At 72.1% G+C, this 16244-nt stretch carries 16 protein-coding genes; 9 read left to right on the forward strand and 7 right to left on the reverse strand.

The window, feature by feature from the left end; all coding sequences use genetic code 11:
- Positions 1-59: 59 nt before the first annotated feature.
- Positions 60-1145 (forward strand): ferredoxin reductase, encoded by a 1086-nt coding sequence (locus AB0M36_RS22760; protein WP_364160586.1) that lies wholly within the window; start codon positions 60-62, stop codon positions 1143-1145.
- A 12-nt stretch (positions 1146-1157) separates the two neighbouring features.
- Positions 1158-2336: an acyl-CoA desaturase gene (locus tag AB0M36_RS22765; RefSeq protein WP_364160588.1), complete on the forward strand. Its 1179-nt coding sequence runs from the start codon at positions 1158-1160 to the stop codon at positions 2334-2336.
- A 2-nt stretch (positions 2337-2338) separates the two neighbouring features.
- Here the strand turns inward: AB0M36_RS22765 and AB0M36_RS22770 are convergent, their stop codons facing one another.
- A complete protein-coding gene (locus AB0M36_RS22770; RefSeq protein WP_364160590.1) occupies positions 2339-3583 on the reverse strand; it encodes a D-arabinono-1,4-lactone oxidase in 1245 nt (414 codons plus the stop codon).
- Between the two features lie 13 nt (positions 3584-3596).
- Complete coding sequence (locus tag AB0M36_RS22775) at positions 3597-4730, reverse strand: YncE family protein (RefSeq protein ID WP_364161056.1); 1134 nt, start codon at positions 4728-4730, stop codon at positions 3597-3599.
- Between the two features lie 241 nt (positions 4731-4971).
- Here AB0M36_RS22775 and AB0M36_RS22780 point away from each other — a divergent pair, with 241 nt between their 5' ends.
- The 3 genes from AB0M36_RS22780 (at position 4972) to AB0M36_RS22790 (ending at position 7590) form a co-directional block, all read left to right on the forward strand.
- The gene (locus tag AB0M36_RS22780) at positions 4972-6141 is read left to right on the forward strand and encodes a helix-turn-helix domain-containing protein (protein WP_364160592.1); all 1170 of its coding nucleotides are present in this window, start codon (positions 4972-4974) and stop codon (positions 6139-6141) included.
- Between the two features lie 81 nt (positions 6142-6222).
- The gene (locus AB0M36_RS22785; protein ID WP_364160594.1) at positions 6223-6873 is read left to right on the forward strand and encodes a DUF6230 family protein; all 651 of its coding nucleotides are present in this window, start codon (positions 6223-6225) and stop codon (positions 6871-6873) included.
- A 9-nt stretch (positions 6874-6882) separates the two neighbouring features.
- Positions 6883-7590: a hypothetical protein gene (locus AB0M36_RS22790; protein WP_364160596.1), complete on the forward strand. Its 708-nt coding sequence runs from the start codon at positions 6883-6885 to the stop codon at positions 7588-7590.
- A 1-nt stretch (position 7591) separates the two neighbouring features.
- Here AB0M36_RS22790 and AB0M36_RS22795 read toward each other — a convergent pair whose 3' ends face one another.
- Both AB0M36_RS22795 and AB0M36_RS22800 read right to left on the reverse strand, forming a co-directional pair.
- Positions 7592-8278: a TetR/AcrR family transcriptional regulator gene (locus AB0M36_RS22795; protein WP_364160598.1), complete on the reverse strand. Its 687-nt coding sequence runs from the start codon at positions 8276-8278 to the stop codon at positions 7592-7594.
- Between the two features lie 40 nt (positions 8279-8318).
- A complete protein-coding gene (locus AB0M36_RS22800; RefSeq protein WP_364160600.1) occupies positions 8319-9338 on the reverse strand; it encodes a lamin tail domain-containing protein in 1020 nt (339 codons plus the stop codon).
- A 133-nt stretch (positions 9339-9471) separates the two neighbouring features.
- On the opposite strand from AB0M36_RS22800, the gene AB0M36_RS22805 reads away from it, so the two are divergent.
- A complete protein-coding gene (locus AB0M36_RS22805) occupies positions 9472-10473 on the forward strand; it encodes a peptidoglycan bridge formation glycyltransferase FemA/FemB family protein (RefSeq protein ID WP_364160602.1) in 1002 nt (333 codons plus the stop codon).
- Positions 10474-10523: 50 nt separating this feature from the next.
- Complete coding sequence (locus AB0M36_RS22810) at positions 10524-12131, forward strand: UDP-N-acetylmuramoyl-L-alanyl-D-glutamate--2,6-diaminopimelate ligase (protein WP_364160604.1); 1608 nt, start codon at positions 10524-10526, stop codon at positions 12129-12131.
- Here AB0M36_RS22810 and AB0M36_RS22815 read toward each other — a convergent pair.
- From AB0M36_RS22815 to AB0M36_RS22825, 3 genes are read right to left on the reverse strand one after another with little or no spacing between them, the layout of a single operon-like run.
- Positions 12103-12810, reverse strand: a complete 708-nt coding sequence (locus tag AB0M36_RS22815; protein WP_364160606.1) for a hypothetical protein — start codon at positions 12808-12810, stop codon at positions 12103-12105. The two genes, AB0M36_RS22810 and AB0M36_RS22815, sit on opposite strands and share 29 nt — an antisense overlap.
- A gap of 44 nt (positions 12811-12854) precedes the next feature.
- Positions 12855-13436: an FHA domain-containing protein gene (locus AB0M36_RS22820; RefSeq protein ID WP_364160608.1), complete on the reverse strand. Its 582-nt coding sequence runs from the start codon at positions 13434-13436 to the stop codon at positions 12855-12857.
- The gene (locus AB0M36_RS22825; RefSeq protein ID WP_364160610.1) at positions 13433-15271 is read right to left on the reverse strand and encodes a protein kinase; all 1839 of its coding nucleotides are present in this window, start codon (positions 15269-15271) and stop codon (positions 13433-13435) included. The genes AB0M36_RS22820 and AB0M36_RS22825 overlap by 4 nt, the downstream gene beginning before the upstream one ends.
- A 73-nt stretch (positions 15272-15344) precedes the next feature.
- Between AB0M36_RS22825 and AB0M36_RS22830 the strand changes: the two genes are divergently transcribed.
- Together AB0M36_RS22830 and AB0M36_RS22835 are read left to right on the forward strand one after the other, a co-directional pair.
- Positions 15345-15773, forward strand: a complete 429-nt coding sequence (locus tag AB0M36_RS22830; RefSeq protein WP_364160612.1) for a hypothetical protein — start codon at positions 15345-15347, stop codon at positions 15771-15773.
- 19 nt (positions 15774-15792) lie between these two features.
- Entirely contained in the window at positions 15793-16212 is a 420-nt protein-coding gene (locus AB0M36_RS22835) for a spore-associated protein A (protein WP_364160614.1), read from the forward strand.
- The last annotated feature ends 32 nt before the right edge of the window (positions 16213-16244 follow it).

The following is a 16244-nucleotide window of genomic DNA, read 5'->3' on the forward strand; positions in this document are numbered from 1 at the left end:
CCGCGCGATTCACTTCGTCAGGTCATGCGTTCGTTCCCCCGCCACAGCAGGCTTGGGTGATGGCTCTCACGCGGACCCTGCGAACCGGGGCCTGGCGGGTCGTCGAGTTGATCACGACGCCGCTTGTCCCTGCCGACCACCTCGACGCGATCGTTCCCCTGCGCAACCGTTCGGTGCTGCGCGCGAAGATCGTCGGCGTCCAGGCCGAGACGTCGAACAGTGTGACGTTGACCCTGCGCCCCGGCGTCGGCTGGCGGCCGCACACGCCCGGTCAGTATGTCCGGCTCGGCGTCGACGTCGACGGCGTACGCCTCTGGCGCTCGTACTCGATCACCAGCGCGGCCCGGCCGGCCGGCCGGCGGGGTGACGACCGGTTCACCGTCACCGTCAACGCGGTCCCGGGCGGCGCGGTGAGCACCGAGCTGGTGCGCCGGGCGCGGACGGGCATGATCCTGCATCTCGACCTGCCCGACGGCGAGTTCACGCTGCCCGCCGTCGCCCCGGCCAAGGTGCTGTTCGTGACGGCCGGCAGCGGGATCACCCCGGTCATGGGCATGCTGCGCAGCCGCCTGCACGAGCTCGCCGACGTGGTGGTCGTGCACTCGGCGCGTGCCGCCGACGACGTGGTCTTCGGCGCCGACCTGCGGGCTCTGGCCGCGCAGGGTCGGATCCGTCTGGTGGAACGGCACACCCGGACCGACGGCCGGATCAAGCCGGCCGACCTCGACGAACTGGTGCCCGACCTCTTCGAGCGCGACACCTGGGCCTGTGGGCCCAATTCGCTGCTCGACGACCTCGAGGAGCACTGGGAGCAGGCCGGTGCCCGCTCCCGCCTGCGCACCGAGCGGTTCCGTCCCACGGTGGTGGCGGACGACGCCGGCGGCGGGGACGTGACCTTCACCCGTACCGGAAAGACGGTCTCGGCCGGCGGCGGGGAACCGCTGCTGGACGCCGGCGAGGCCGCGGGCGTGATCATGCCGTCCGGGTGCCGCATGGGCATCTGTTTCAAATGCGTGCTGCCGCTGCGGGAGGGCGCCGTGCGCGACCTGCGCGACGGCAGCCTCACCGTCGCCGAGCCCGGCGACTCCATTCTCGTTCAGACCTGCATCAACGCGGCCGCCGGCCCGTGCCGTATCGAGCTGTAGAAGAGGATCACCATGACCACGTTGCAGCGCAAGAAGGACAGCCCGATCGCGCACCTGACGCCCGAGGACATCGAGCAGCTCGGGATCGAACTCGACGCGATCCGTGACGAGGTGATCGCGAGCCGGGGCGAGAACGACGCGAAGTACATCCGCAGGATGATCGCCATCCAGCGCCGGCTGGAGCTGGGCAGCCGGGTGGTGCTGCTGTTCTCGATCTTCCCGCCGGCCTGGCTGGTGGGCACGGCCGGGCTGTCGGTCGCCAAGATCCTCGACAACATGGAGGTCGGGCACAACATCCTGCACGGCCAGTGGGACTGGATGCGGGACCCGAAGATCCACTCGTCGACCTGGGAGTGGGACAGCGCCACCCCGGCCGAGCAGTGGAAGCACTCGCACAACGAGCTGCACCACACGTACACGAACGTGGTCGGCAAGGACAACGACCTCGGGTACGGCATCATGCGCGTCGACGAGGACCAGCCGTGGACCCCGGCCTACCTGGGCCAGCCGTTCTACAACTTCGTCAACGCCGTCTTCTTCGAGTACGGCATCGCCGCGTACGACCTGGAGCTGGGCCGCAACCTCAAGTCGAAGAAGCGCCGCCGCTCGCCGGAGTTCAAGGCCCGGCTGAAGCAGGTCCGCCGCAAGATCGGCAAGCAGATGCTGAAGGACTACGTCGTGCACCCGGCGCTGTCCGGGCCGTCGTTCCTGCACACGATGGCCGCGAACTTCACCGCCAACATCATCCGCAACCTGTGGACGCACTCGGTCATCATGTGCGGCCACTTCCCGAACGGCGTCGAGACCTTCGAGCGGATGTCGATCGAGGGCGAGACCCGCGGCGAGTGGTACCTGCGGCAGATGCTCGGCTCGGCCAACATCAGCGGCAGCAAGCTGTTGCACATCATGACCGGCAACCTGTCGCACCAGATCGAGCACCACCTCTTCCCCGACCTGCCGAGCAACCGCTACCAGGAGATCGCGCCGAAGGTCCGTGCGCTGTTCGAGAAGTACGACCTGAAGTACGTGACCGGCCCGATGCCGAAGCAGGTCGCCTCGGCCTGGGCGAAGATCATCCGCCTGTCGTTGCCGAACCGGGGGCCGGCCTCGGTGCGCCCGCCGCGCAAGAAGCTGGACCCGGAGAACCTGCCGGCGCCCCGCTGGCAGCGCGCGCAGCCCAAGGCCTCCTGAGCTCAGCCGAGCAGTTCGTCCAGCCACGGGTTGCGGAAGACGCCGTCCGGGTCGTGCTCGCCGGCCAGTGCCACGAAGTCGGCGAAGCGCTCGTACCGGCCGCGTACGGTATCCGGATCGATGGTGTAGACCTTGCCCCAGTGCGGGCGCGGGTCGAGCGGGGCCAGCGCCTCCTCCACCCGCGCCACCGCCGGCAGGACCGCGTCCGCGTCGGCGATCCAGGTGAAGTGCAGGGCGAACGAGTCGCGTCGGTAGTTCGGGCTCAGCCACAGCGCGTCGGCCGCGACCGTACGCAGCTCGCAGACCTGGAGGACCGGCGCGACCCGCTCGCCGATCGCCTGGAGGGCGTCGATCGCCTCGAGGGCGCGGTCGCGCGGCACGTGGTATTCCGACTGGAGCTCCTCGCCACTGCTCGGGGTGAACTCCATCCGGAAATGCGGCAGCCGGGTGTGCCACGGTCCGGGCTCACCGGACTGGTCGGTGCTGTTGCGCGCCGCCATGCCCGGGACCGGGTGGCGCTGCGCGGTGGCACGGCGGGCGCCGTGGAAGTCGCCGGAGGGCATCGGCTCGCGCCGCTTGAGCCAGACCATCTCGATGTCGGGACTGGTCCAGGTCGTGAAGAGGCTGACGCTGTAGCCGTCGTCGAGGATCTCCGGCAGGTGGGCCTCTAGCGCGGCGCGGGGCAGGTCGTCGTAGACGTACTGGCGGATCTCGTAGGCGGGCTCGACGTCGAGGGTCAGCGCGGTGATGACGCCCAGCGCCCCCAGATGCACGACCGCGCCCGCGAAGCCGTCGGTGTCGCGGCGCAGGGTGACCGCCGTACCGTCGCCTCGGATCAGCTCGATCGCCGAGACGGCGGCGGCGAGGTTGGCGTGCCGGGTGCCCGAGCCGTGGGTGGCCGTCGCGACGGCGCCGGCGACCGAGATGTGCGGCAGCGACGCCAGGTTGTGCAGGGCGAGACCCTCGGCGTGCAGCCTCGCGGCGAGCTCGCCATAGCGGATGCCCCCGTCGATCCGCACCGACGCGCGGTCCGGGCCGATCTCGACGACGCGCGGCAGGCCGGCCAGCGAGATCAGGTCGCCGGCGGTGTCCGCCATGTGGTTGAAGGAGTGCCCGCTGCCGAGCACCTTGACCGGCCCCCCGGCCGCCACCAGGTCCCGCACCCGCTCGACGGTGTCCGGCTCGTGGAACCGGCGCGCGCTGTAGGCGATGGTGCCCGCCCAGTTGGTGACCCGCTCGTCGCTCATGGATCGAAGCACATCACCTCGCGGTGGGCGGCGTCCAGATCGTCGGGATGTGGCCGATCCGGACCCGCTGCGGGTGGTCGCCGACGGCGACGGTGGCGACCCGGCGGCCGGTCGCGAAGCTGATCGCCGTCACCCGGTCGGCGCCGGACTCCGAGATCACGCAGCTCTGCCCGTCGCCGCTGACCGTCGCCCAGTACGGCTTGCTCGCGCCGACCAGCTCCCCGGGCGCCAGCGTGGCCCGGTCGACGATCGTGGCGTAGTCGTCGACGGTGCCGGCCACGCACAGTTTGGCGCCGTCGGGGCTCATCGACAGCCCGTGGTGGCGGGAGTCGTTCACCCAGGTGGTGCGGTCCTCATTGGTCGTCGGACTCTTGGGGAACTCGCGGATCCGGGTGATGCGGTCGGCCGCCACGTCGTACTCCACGACGCCGCCGAGGAAGGACAGCTGGAAATACAGGGTGGACTCGTCGGGGGTGAAGACGGCCGGGCGGACGGCGTCGTTCAGGTCGGGACGGCCGAAGGCGTCGAGGCGCGGGCGCATGTCGATGGTGCGTACGGTCTGGAAGGTCCTCGGGTCGGCGATCGTGATGTGCCGGTCGCCCTTGGTCCAGTCCTGCGACGGGTCGTCGAGCGAGGTCGTGACCGCGCCGATCGACATGTTCCACAGCTGCCGTCCGCCGCCGGTGTAGAGGTTTTCGTGCGGCTGGTCGCCGGTGCCGAACGAGCCCAGCTCGCGGCCGGTGACGATGTCCAGCACGTGCACGGTGTTGGAGGTCGAGGCCGAGACCGCGACGGAACGGCCGTCGGGAGAGACGGCCATGTGGTCGCTGCGGAACCCGGATACCCCGAAACGCCACCGGACCGCCCCGGTGGTCAGGTCGATCGAGACCACGTCGGCGAAGCTGGGGCGCGAGACCACCAGCGCGTCACCGTCCGGGGTGGCGTACATGTCGTCGACCAGCTGGTCGTGGCCCTCGCCGGAGCTGTACCGCACGCCGAGGAAGAAGACGAGCTTGATCGGGTCCGTGTAGATCTCCCGGAGCCGTTCGAGCCGGTCGGGCACGACGTTGATCCGGCCGACGGGTGCGAAGTCGCCGCGGGCCTCGATGACGTCCACGGTCCCGTCCCAGTTGTTGCCGACGAACATGACCTCGCGCAGCGCGGGGGTCGCGGCCGCGGGGGTCGGGGCCGGCACGGCGCCGACGGACACCGCGAGCAGGAGGGCGACCAGAGCCCGGGTCTTCTTCGGTACGGACGCAGCGCTCACGACGCCTCCGGCGGACGGGCGGGACGCGGTGGGTGTTCCGCCGGACGCCCCGCAAATGTTACTTTGCGGTAACGCATAGGGAACAATGAATGTCCCCCGTGCCGGTAGAGGACGGGAACCAATGCCGCAGCCGCCCGTTGTGCACCGACCACAACCGCGCGACGACGCCCTCGCGGCGCTCGTGGACGACCTGGCAGCCGATCCCCACCTCGTCGACGAGGTGGTCCGCGCGGTCCGCGCGGCGTTTCCCGAGGCCACCCGGCGGCCGTCGGCGGAGATCCGGCAGGCGGTGGCCGCGCTGCTCACCGCCGGGTTCGTCGCCTTCACCCGCGACGGCGAGCCGGACTTCACCGAGGCGTGCCGGTTCGGCGCCGGCCGGGCGGCGCTGGGCGTGCCGGTCGCGGCGCTGCTGTCCGGGGTGCACGCCGGTCGCGGCCGGATCCTGGAGATCGCGATCGAGCGCGGACGCGCGGCCGGCATCCCCGCCGAGGTGATGATGCAGGCGCTGCTCCGGCTCGACCGGTACGGGATCCTGCTGGAGCGGCACGTCGTCGAGGCGTACCGGGCGGCACGGCGGGACCTGCGCCGCGATCACCGCGACGCCCGGATCGCCCTGCTGCGCACGCTGCTGCTGGGCGAGCACGGCGACGGTCCGGCCCCGGACCCGGCCCGCTTCGGCGTACGCGCCGACGGCCGCTACCACTGCCTGGTCGCCGACGCCGCCGATCCGGCGCAGATCCGGCACCTGGAACGGGCCTTCTCCCGGTGCGGCGGGGCCGTCGCCCCGGTCAGCGGCCGACTGGCCGGGCTCGTGCCCCGGCTCCCGTCCCCGGCGCCCGATACGCCCGCCCTGGTGGTGACCACCCCGGCGGTCGCCCTCGGCCGGGCGCCGGCCGCGTACGCCCTGTGTCTGACCGCCCTGCGCGCGGCCGGCGGTGACGCCCGAGCCGGGACCCGCCGGGCCGGGACGCACGACGTGACCGCGCTGGCCGGCGAGACGGCCCTCGCGGCGCAGCCGATGCTGGCCGGCTTCCTCAGCGAGAGCCTGCTCGGCGGCCTGGACCCCGGCGACGAGTTCCACCACGAGCTCGCCTCGACGGCCCTGACCTATCTGGACCACGGGCAGCGCCTGGACCGCACCGCCGAGGCGCTGCACCTGCACCCGAACACGGTCCGCTACCGGCTGCGCCGCCTGGAGGAACTGACCGGGCTCGGCGAGCGGCTGACCGTGCTGGAGACCGTGCGGTGGTGGTGGGCGCTGCGCTCGTGGCCCGCCTCCTCCATTCATTGACAGTTGTTAATGTCTTGACTACCGTCCGAGCCACCTGAGAAAACCCACCTTTTCTCGACTCCTCCGGACGGAGTGACGACGGTGACCGATCACCCTTCGACATCCCCGGGACGCACGAACTGGCGCCGCTTCGGCGTGGTGATGGCGCTCAGCGCCGTCGCCACCGCCGGCGTGGTGTCGCTCATCTCCCACGGCGCGCTGGCGGCGACCTTCGTGGTCTCCGGCCAACAGTTCAAGGTCAGCGCCGATGAGCTCGTGGCGACCGGCTTCATCCAGTACGGCACGGTCGACGCCCGCCTCGACCCCGGCGGCTCCGGGTCCCAGAAGCCCGAGCCGGTCGCTGTCTCGGCCATGAAGACCGCGACGATCAAGAACCTGTGCCAGTCGGTGATCACCGACCTCGGCGACTTCGGCTCGGTGAGCCTGGTCATCCGCGCGGGCACCGGCGAGCAGCCGGTCACCGCCCGGAACATGGTCGTCGACATGACCCAGCTCGACGGCAACGCCCGGTTCGAGACCATCGAGATCGGCCGCGACGCGTCCACCCTCGACAAGGGGCCGGAGAACGACCCCGGCGAGAAGGCGCAGCGCCGCGAGGGCTTCTTCAGCCAGCAGGCCGACAAGGTCACCATCACCAACCTCCAGCAGGTCGCCTGGTCCACGAACGCGGCCGAGTTCAACCTGCGCAACCTCAAGCTGGCCCTGCACTGGGGCAAGGACGAGTGCTTCTAAGGAGACACGATGCGACACATCCGTGCGGGCGTCGTCGCCGCCGCCGTCGGACTCGGCCTCGGCGCGCTGCCGGCGGCACCCGCCCTCGCGCTCGCCCCGGGCACCACCGTCGGTCCGGCCGGACACGAATACGCCGCCGCGCTGCTGAGCGGCACGACCGCGGACTTCGTGGTCGGCAACACCACGGTGAAGTGCAACCAGTCCGGCACCGTCGGCCAGGTGCCGGCGGAGCCCGCCAACACCAGCCCCGACGGCCCGGTCACGTCACCGCTCACCCCGGCGACCTTCGGCAACAACGGCGCCAACTGCCCGACCAACGTGCCGTTCACGACGGCCCGCACGGTCTCCAACTCCACCAACGGTCCGTGGACGATCGCACTGCGGTGGGACCCCGCGGGCGCCACCGGCACGATGTCCATCCCCGCCGCCGGCGTGGTCACCACGATCACCGGACTCGCCTCGTGCACGGTCACGGTGGCACCGGACGGCCCGGCGACGGTGAGCGGGCCGTGGCGCCCGGGTGACGAGGCCGGCCCGCCGGTCCTCGACTTCTCCGGCGGCGTCACCCTTCCGATCCAGGTCACCGGCGGCTTCGCCTGCCCGACGGGGGCGACCACGGCGACCTTCCGGGCGCAGTACACGATCGCCGACACGACGGACCCGACCCAGCGGATCACCGTCTCGGACGGCACTCCCCCGCCGCCGCCCGAAGGCTGAACTAGGACGGAAGCGCCACCCGGGCCGCGACGGTCGGGCCGAGGAAGGGCACCAGGACGAAGTAGGTGAGGTCGGGCAGGCGGTCCGGAAGCTCCGCCGCCCGACCCGTCGAGACCAGATCGAAGATGACGCCGTACACGCCGTTGATGACGGCCTCCACGACGCCGTCGGGCACCTCGGGAGCACCGGGGCGCCGGGGCACCTCGGAGAAGAAGCCGACGTAGCCCTCCAGCAGCCGCCGGCGGCGCTCGCGGGCCCGCGGCCCGGCGGCGAGCACCTCGACGATCGCGAGCACCGCGAACGCGGGCTCGGCGGCGAGGATCCGCAACAGCGTGTCGAGCCCGCGGTGGATCCGCTGCGGCCACCCCGCCGGCTGGGCGAACGCCTCGGCGACCGTCTTCTGCATCAGGACGATCCCGAGATCGAAGGCCGCGAGCAGGCACGTCTCCTTGTCGGCGAAGTGCTCGTAGAACGCCCGCGTCGACACGCCCGCGGTGGTGCAGACCTCGGTCAGGGAGGCGTTCGCATAGCCCTTCTGGGCCACCACCCGGGCCATCGCGTCGATGAGCCTGTCCCGCTGGGTGCGCGAGACGAACTCCCGGGGCAGGTCGTGGCGCCCCCGGGGCAACCGCGCGTCGGTCGGGCGCGACCCGGGCAGGCGCTCACGCTCGCCGGCGACCTCGACCATGGTGTCCCTCCCTGTACGTCGCCGCACAGCTTAGGGCCTGTCAGGCCGGCGAGCGGTCACCCACCGTCCCCGCGACGGGATACAGCATCCAGGCGCGCATGTCGCCCTTCGGATCGAACAGGTACGCGCCATCGCCCAGCGCCTGCGCGTCGTCGGTCGGGTTGTCGAAGACCGGCGTGGTCAGACCCCAGTACTTGTGGGTGGCGGTGTCTTTGCCCTTGCCGACGTGGACGTAGACCGAGCCGCCCGCCGGGATCGCGCTGCCCGCGCGGAACGTGTAGCGGCGCAGGCCCGAGTCGCGCACCCACCAGCCGCCGATCGGCACGGCCGACGCGGAGGGGTTGTCGAGGCGGACGTACTCGCCGTTGAGGTTCTGGTCGTCGAGGCCCTCGGCGTCGTAGTTGACGAAGGCCGTGATCGGCGCGTGCTGCGACGGGCCGCTGCCGCAGGCGTCGGTGTCGAAGAGGTTGAGGCCGTTCTGGGCGGCGCGGGCCTCCGCGGCACGGTACGTCGCGTTCCAGGCGTACTCGCCCTTGAACGGCTGCCACAGCGTCAGCCCGCGGCTCAGCAGGTCGAGGCCGATGTCGCGCCACACCCCGTTGATCCGGACCTGTACGGAGCGCAGCGGTCGGTTCTTGCTGGAGCTCGAGGCGTGCTGCGCGGTGAGCCGCACGACCCCACCACCGGCCCTGATCAGCTGCTCGACCCGCGCGGCGGCGTTCACGGCGTGGCACTGCCCGCGGCGGCGGGCCGCGACCGACGAGTAGACGGTCAGCTCCATGGCCTGCACGTTGACGAGCCGGATCCAGCGCGGGTTGTCACGGCCGTCGCCGGTGATGTCGACCAGGACCGTGTCGCCGTCGCCGACGCGTACCACCCTGCCGGTCCAGGTCTGGCAGGCCGGACCGCCGCCGGTGGGCAGGCAGGAGCCGGACGCGGCGGCCGCGGGGGCCGCCGGGGTGGCGAGGCCGCCCGTCCCGAGGACGGCGGCGAGCACGAGGGCGAGTCGGCGCAGCATGACCCTGGTATCGACCGCCGCGCGGCCGGCCTGAGCGATCACCGATAACGACCGGACGGCCGGTGCGGTGTCGCCCGATGCGTCACAAATTCCGCTCAGACAAGGGGTGGCACCGATCCGGCGCCGATTCCGCCTTAAGGTGGTCGGCGTTCCCAATGCCTCGTGAAGGATTCCGATGTCACTCGACGTATCATGGCCGTGGCACTCCGTAATGCCGGGCGACTCGTGGGACCAGCAATTATCCGACCGCGACGCACATTTCCTGCAAAGCACCCATTGGGCCGCATTCCAGCAGGCTCAGGGACGAGAGGTCTTCTTCGGCGAGGGACCGGGCTGGCAGTGCATGGCGATCCTCGAACGGGCCGGGGAGAACGCCCGCCTCTACGCCCCGTACGGACCGGTCGCTGACGACCTCGAGGCGTTCACCGCCGCGGTGGCCGCCCTGCGCGCGCTGGGCGAGAAGTACAACGTGCTGTTCATCCGGTCGGAGCCGTGGGCTCCCGTCGCGCAGGACGACGTCGCGGCGCTCGGCTTCTTCCGGGCCCGCAGCCTGCAGCCCGCGCTGACCTGGATCCAGGACCTGCGCAAGACGCGCGACGAGCTCTTCAGCGAGTTCTCGGCGAACAACCGCAACCGGTTCCGCAACGCGCACAAGAAGGGCATCACCATCGCGTCCAGCACCGATGTGGCCGACATCGAGATCGTGCTGGACATGATCCATGACGTCTCCAACAACACCGGCATGCAGCCGCACAACGACGACTACTACCGGCGCCAGGCCAAGGCGCTGCTCGACCGGGGCGCGGCCACCATCTACGTCACCCGGCACCACGACAAGCCGGTCGCCGCCGCCCTCGTGTACGACAGCGCCACCACGCGGTACTACGCGCACTCCGGGAGCCTGCTCGAGGCCCGCAACCTGCACCCCGGTGGCCCCATGCTCGCGACCATGGTCCTCGACGCGCAGGAGCGCGGGCAGGCGGTCTTCGACTTCATGGGCGCCGCCCCGGCGGACCAGCCCGATCACGCGTGGGCCGGCTTCACCCAGTTCAAGCAGTCGTTCGGCGGACGCTATCGGGCATATCTGGGCACTTGGGAGATGCCAATCACTGACAAAACCCGTTTCGCGGCGCAGAGTGATTCTCCCTCCCTCGACAAAGGCGGCCGGATAGCGTGAAAATCGACCCTGACTGCAACAGCGGACCGGGCGGGAAGCGTTCCCTTCCCATGACCACGAATCCGACCATCCGGCACCTCCTCGCCGCCGTGCCCACCGCCAGCCTGGAGCAGGGCGACGCGGACGGTCCGATCTCCGGCGTCACCCACGACTCCCGCCGGGTGGGTGCGGGCGAGCTGTTCGTCGCCATCCCCGGCGAGCGCTACGACGCGCGCCGGTTCGTCGCCGACGCGCTCGCGCGCGGCGCCGCCGGCGTCGTCACCGAGGGACCCGTCGACGTGCCGGACGGCACGGTGGTCATCCGGGTCCCCTCCGCCCGCGCCGCCCTCGCCGACTTCGCCACCGCCGTGTACGGCCCCGCCCCCGAACGCCTGCGCCTGATCGGCGTGACCGGCACGGACGGCAAGACCACCACGACGCACATGATCCACGCGGCGCTGGAGGCGCACGGCGAGCGGGCCGGGCGGCTGAGCACGGTCGGGATGACCGCCGGCGAGGGAGCGCCGCCGGCCGGCTTCGGCTTCACCACCCCCGAGGCCGGCGACCTGCACCGGATGCTGGCCGGCATGGCGGACGCCGGCTGCACCACGGCGGTGGCCGAGGTGAGCTCACACGCGCTGGCCCTCCAGCGGGTACGCGGATGCACCTTCCAGGTCGCGGTCTTCACCAACCTGACGCCCGAGCACCTCGACTTCCACGGCAGCATGCCCGAGTACGCCGCGGCGAAGGCCCAGCTGTTCGCGATGGTCGCGCGGAAGGCACCGGGCGGGTTCGGCGTCGTCAACGCCGACGACCCGGCGTCGGCCGTCATGCGCCAGCACGGCCCGAGCCGGATCCTGAGCTACGGCATAGACAACGACGCGGACGTGCGGGCCGTCGACATCCGGTGCGAGCCCGACCAGACCACGTTCACCATGGTCACCCCCTGGGGCGAGCAGAAGATCGTCTCCGCGATCCCCGGCCGGGTCAACGTCTACAACTGGCTGGCCGCCGCGACCACCGCGCTGGGCCTGGGCGTGTCCCTGGAGGCGGTCCGGGCCGCGGCCGAGGTCACCACCGTGGACGGCCGCCTGGAGAGCGTCGACAGCGGGCAGCCGTTCAAGGTGTTCGTGGACTTCGCCCACACGCCGCACGCGCTGGCGACCGTGCTGAAGACGGTGCGGCCGCAGACCAAGAACCGCCTGATGGTGCTCTTCGGGCACGCCGGAGGCCGCGACGCGGCCAACCGCGCGCCCATGGGCGCGGTCGCCGCGGGCCTCGCCGACGTGGTGATGGTGACGGCGGACAACCCGCTGCACGAGGACCCCGAGGCGATCGCCACGGAGATCGTCGCCGGCGCCCGGGAGCGCGAGGGCGCGACCCACGACGTCTCCGTGAACGTCGACCGCCGGCAGGCCCTGCGCACGCTCATCGACCGGGCCGAGCCCGGCGACACGATCGTCCTCGCGGGCAAGGGGCACGAGCGGTACCAGGCCCTGGCCCAGGGCAAGGTCGAGTGGAACGACGCCGACGAGGCCCGCCTCGCGCTGGCGGCCCGCGGCTGGACCTCGCCCGAGCCGGAAACCACCACCCGCCCCTCCGTGCCCCAGCAGCGGGCCGCGAGCGACGGGCCCGCGGAGGCGGCCGGGGTCACCCGGCAGCAGGGTGGCGTCGCGTAGCGGGACCTCGGGCGAGCCAGCCGCAGTCGGGGCACAGATCGAAGGTGGTGTACCGGCGGACCCGTCCGCGCTCGCAGAGCGGGCAGCGAGCCGGACGCTCCCCCGGCGGCCGGGGCCCGTCGAGGGCGAGCACCGTGAAATCCAGCACCGGGCGCAGCAGCCCGTCGCCCGGGTCGACGCGGAGCGTGCCGGTCGCCTCGGGCAGAGCGGCACGCACCACGAGCCACGGCCGGACCAGCGGCGCCTGGGAAAACAGGCCCGCCACGTCCTCGGGCGCCACCTGCTCGATGCCACTGACGGCCACCGCACCCGCTCGGACGCCCGGGGCCCCGAGGTCGTGGCGCCACGGGCGGTGCGGGCCGGGGCCCGGGTCCGGCTCGCCCGGGCCGGCCCGCAGCACCAGGCACACCCCGGCACCCTCGACGCTCACCATGGCGATCTTGACGGCTGCGGCGCGGCCGTCGTTGAGGCCGGACAACTTCGCGACGCCGGCGGGCGCCGAAGCACCGGGGTGCAGCACGGGGACCGCCCCGCGCACGAAGTCCCAGAGGACGGCCCGCACCGCGGGCGAGATCACCTCGTCACAGCGCCGCTCCAGCCAATGATCGGGATGCCGGCGGCGAGGCGGGACAAAGATCGCCGGGTGGGGCCGGGACGGCCCCGGAGACGCCGAACGCATGGAAGAAATCGTGGCATCATCGCCGCCGTCGATCGGAGCCGGGATCAGGCGGAGCAGACGCCGCGCCGGACCGCCTCGGCGGCAAGCCGGGAACGCCGCCGGTCGGCGTTGCTCAGCAGGCCGAACTTGTCGAAAAGACGGGTCAGGTGCTTCTTCACGGCGCTCTCCGACAGCCCCAGGGCGGACGCCAGCTCGCGCACCGACGGCGGCTCCGGAAACGCCGTGCCACCCGCCGTGTACGGCGCGCAGAGCGCCGCGAGCACGTCGCGTTCCCGGCGGGTCAGCGCCGGCGGGGCCGGCGGCGGGTCGGTGCTCACCGTCACGGTCGCCGGATGATCCGCCGGTGCCCGGAAGAGCAACCGGGCCGGCCCGATCTCGACCCGGTCACCGTCGCGCAGCTGGCGGGCCTGCCGCAGCCGCACGCCGTTGACCGTCGTGCCGTTGGTGCTGCCCAGGTCGCGGATCGACCAGCCGGACGGGAAACGCTCCACGACCGCGTGCAGCCGCGAGACGCTGCGGCTGTCGATGGTCAGCTCGTTGGCCGGCGCCCGACCGATCGCCAGCGGGCCGGCGGCCAACGGCACCAGCCGGACGGCGCCGGCCTGGTGCACCTCGAGATAGCTCACGGGCAGTGCGCGTCGGTCGTCACGGCCAGGGGGCCGGTGAGGCCTGCGCCGGTCATGGTGGCGGTCGCCCGGGTGCATCCGGTGGTGGTGGCCACCGGGTCCGTCCACAGTTCCAGCGGCTGGCCGGCGGCACGGTCCCTCTTGCCCCGCTCCGCGATGCCCAGCTCCACCGACCAGGTGCCGCGCGGGCCGGCGTTGTCGCGGTACTGCTTCCAGATCCACGCGTACGCCATCACCTTGCGGCAGCCCGGCGACCAGTACTGCTTCACCGAGATGGACTTCTGGCCGCCGACAAATCCGTACGCCGACTGCCCGACCTGGTAGGCGTCGGCGTAGCAGGGCCCCGGGGGCGGGTCGTCGTCGATCGCGTAGGACAGCAGGCCCGAACCGGTGACCGCGACCGTGCTGCCGGGCAGCCGCAGCGTGCCCCGGCGCGGCCCGGTGCCGGTGGGCGCGAACGCGACCCTGACCTCGCAACCGGCGCCCGGCAGGAGCGTATGCCCGCCGCAGCCGTCGGCGACGATCCGGAAGTCGGGGCCGTCGAGCGCCACCTGCCGCACGGCCACCGGCCGGCTACCGTCGTTGCGCACCGCCACCGGGCGTTCCCCCGCGGGCGAACTGACCTCCTGGCCGCCGAAGTCGACGGTGGCGGGCCCGGACACCGCGGAATTCCGCACGACACCCGATCCGCCGGCGAGGGCGAGCGTCGCCGCCACCACGCCCACCGCCGCCGCGGCCCGCTTCGGGGCTCGGCTTCGCACGGGTCGGCTGACGATGGTCACCGACATGCCACCCGACCGAGGGGCCGGGATGGGCACGGACACGAGCCCGTCGGACTCCGCGCCGGAGCCGTCTTCCCCGCCCTCCTCGCTGGCGATCAGCGGGGTGACGGCATGGCCGGTCGCCCGTTGCGCCCGCTGAAGCTCCTCCGCGAAGCGGGCGGCCGACGCGGGCCGGGCGGCGGGGTCCTTCGCCAGCGCCCGTTCCACCACCGCGCAGACGGCGTCGGGCACGCCGTGCGGCCGCAGATCGGGCACGCGGGCGGCGACGACGCGCGCCACGAGGTCACCGACCGGCTCGTGCGGTGCCGGGCCGAAAGCGGTGCCGCCGCGCAGCCACCAGTAGAGCGTCGACGCCAGCGAGTAGACGTCGGAGGCCACAGTGGCCGGCTGCCCCCGCAACACTTCCGGTGCGGCGTGCAGCACAGTCGCGGTGACCGTGCTCGGCGGCGGGGCGTCGCGGCGCACCGGGCGGGCCAGGCCGAAGTCGGCCAGCTTCGGGTCCCCGTACCGTGAGATCAGGATGTTCTCGGGTTTGACGTCGCGGTGCAGAACGCCGGCGCGGTGGGCACTCTCCAACGCCCCCGCGATCGCGATGGCGCCGGCTATGGCCTCCGGCCACGGCGCCGCACCCCGCCCGGCGAGCGAGCCGCCCTCCTCGAACGCCATGAGCAGGTACGGATTGCCGGCGGTGGTGAAACCCGCCTGGTGCACGGTGACGATGTGCGGGTGGCCGGAAAGCCGCCCCATCGCCTGCACCTCCCGCTCGAAGCGACGGCGGGCCGCGGCGTCGAGGCCGTCGGCGGCGAGCACCTTGACGGCGACCGTCCGCGAAAACGCCGGCTGCCGCACCCGATAGACGACGCCGAAGCCGCCACGGCCGATCTCAGCGGCGTCACCACATCCGGGTACGCCGATGTCCAGGCCGGACACGGCCACGGATTCCTGGCGGCGCACAGTCGCCTCCCGTGAGTTCGCCGCGCCCTCGTGAACGTCGGCGGCGAGGCGATGATACCGACCCCGTACGGACGGCTTCGGGGAGGGAACGGTGGCCATTTCGACACCTGTCGGCCACCCCGCACCGGCTGGTTTTCTTTGCACGGCCAAGAAATTCGTGGAAGGGAACCACATGTCGATCCTCAGCCGCACCCTCGCCGGAGCCGCCGCGGTCGCCGCCGCCGGTGTCGTGACTGTGTTCAATCCGACACCCGCTCTCGCCAGCACCCCGGCGAGCTGCTCCGACGTGCGCCAGATCGGCAGCACCCGGGTGCTGACCGTCGGCGGCATGGAGGCCGCCTCGGTCAAGCAGTACTACGGCTGCGGCTACAACTACGCCTACATCTACGTGTGGGAGCAGTACCGCAACACCCACAGCAAGTGGGACCTGCACGTGCACGTCATCGACCACTCGGACAGCGGCTCCGACTACGGCATGGCCACGCTGAACAACACGACCCGCAAGGAGCTGTGGGGCCCCCCGGCGAACACCGCCGCGCACTGCACGCACGTGACCGGCTACCTGAACTCGGTCGGCGGATCCACCAGCAAGGTCTGCTGACGCAAAGGAGAAAACCATCGTGAAGCTCGCACGTAAGCTCGCGGGCGGCGGCGCGGCTCTCGCGCTCGCCGCCACGGGCCTCGCGCTCAGCGCCGCCCCGGCCCAGGCCGCCGGCTACAACGGCGCCTGCGGTGCCGGCTACCGGGTCATCGACCAGATGAGCGTCGGCGGCACCGGCACGGGCACCGCGTACCTGACGTACAACAACGGCTGGAACTGCGTCGTGGTCATCACCAACACCCCCGGCAAGCGGGACTGGATGGTGGCCAGCATCGAACTGTCGAGCTCGCCGGGCAACGGCTGGATCGACGACGAGGGCTACTACACGAAGTACGCCGGGCCGGTCTACGTCTACGCCCCGAACGCCTGCATCGACTGGGGCGGCACGGTCGGCTACAAGGGCATGTCCTGGGTGCAGTGGAACGACCACTGCGGCTGAGCCGGTCGCTACGGGGGAGGAAGGGGCGCACC

It is taken from the genome of Actinoplanes sp. NPDC051346 (assembly GCF_040682215.1).
Taxonomy (GTDB): Bacteria; Actinomycetota; Actinomycetes; order Mycobacteriales; family Micromonosporaceae; genus Actinoplanes.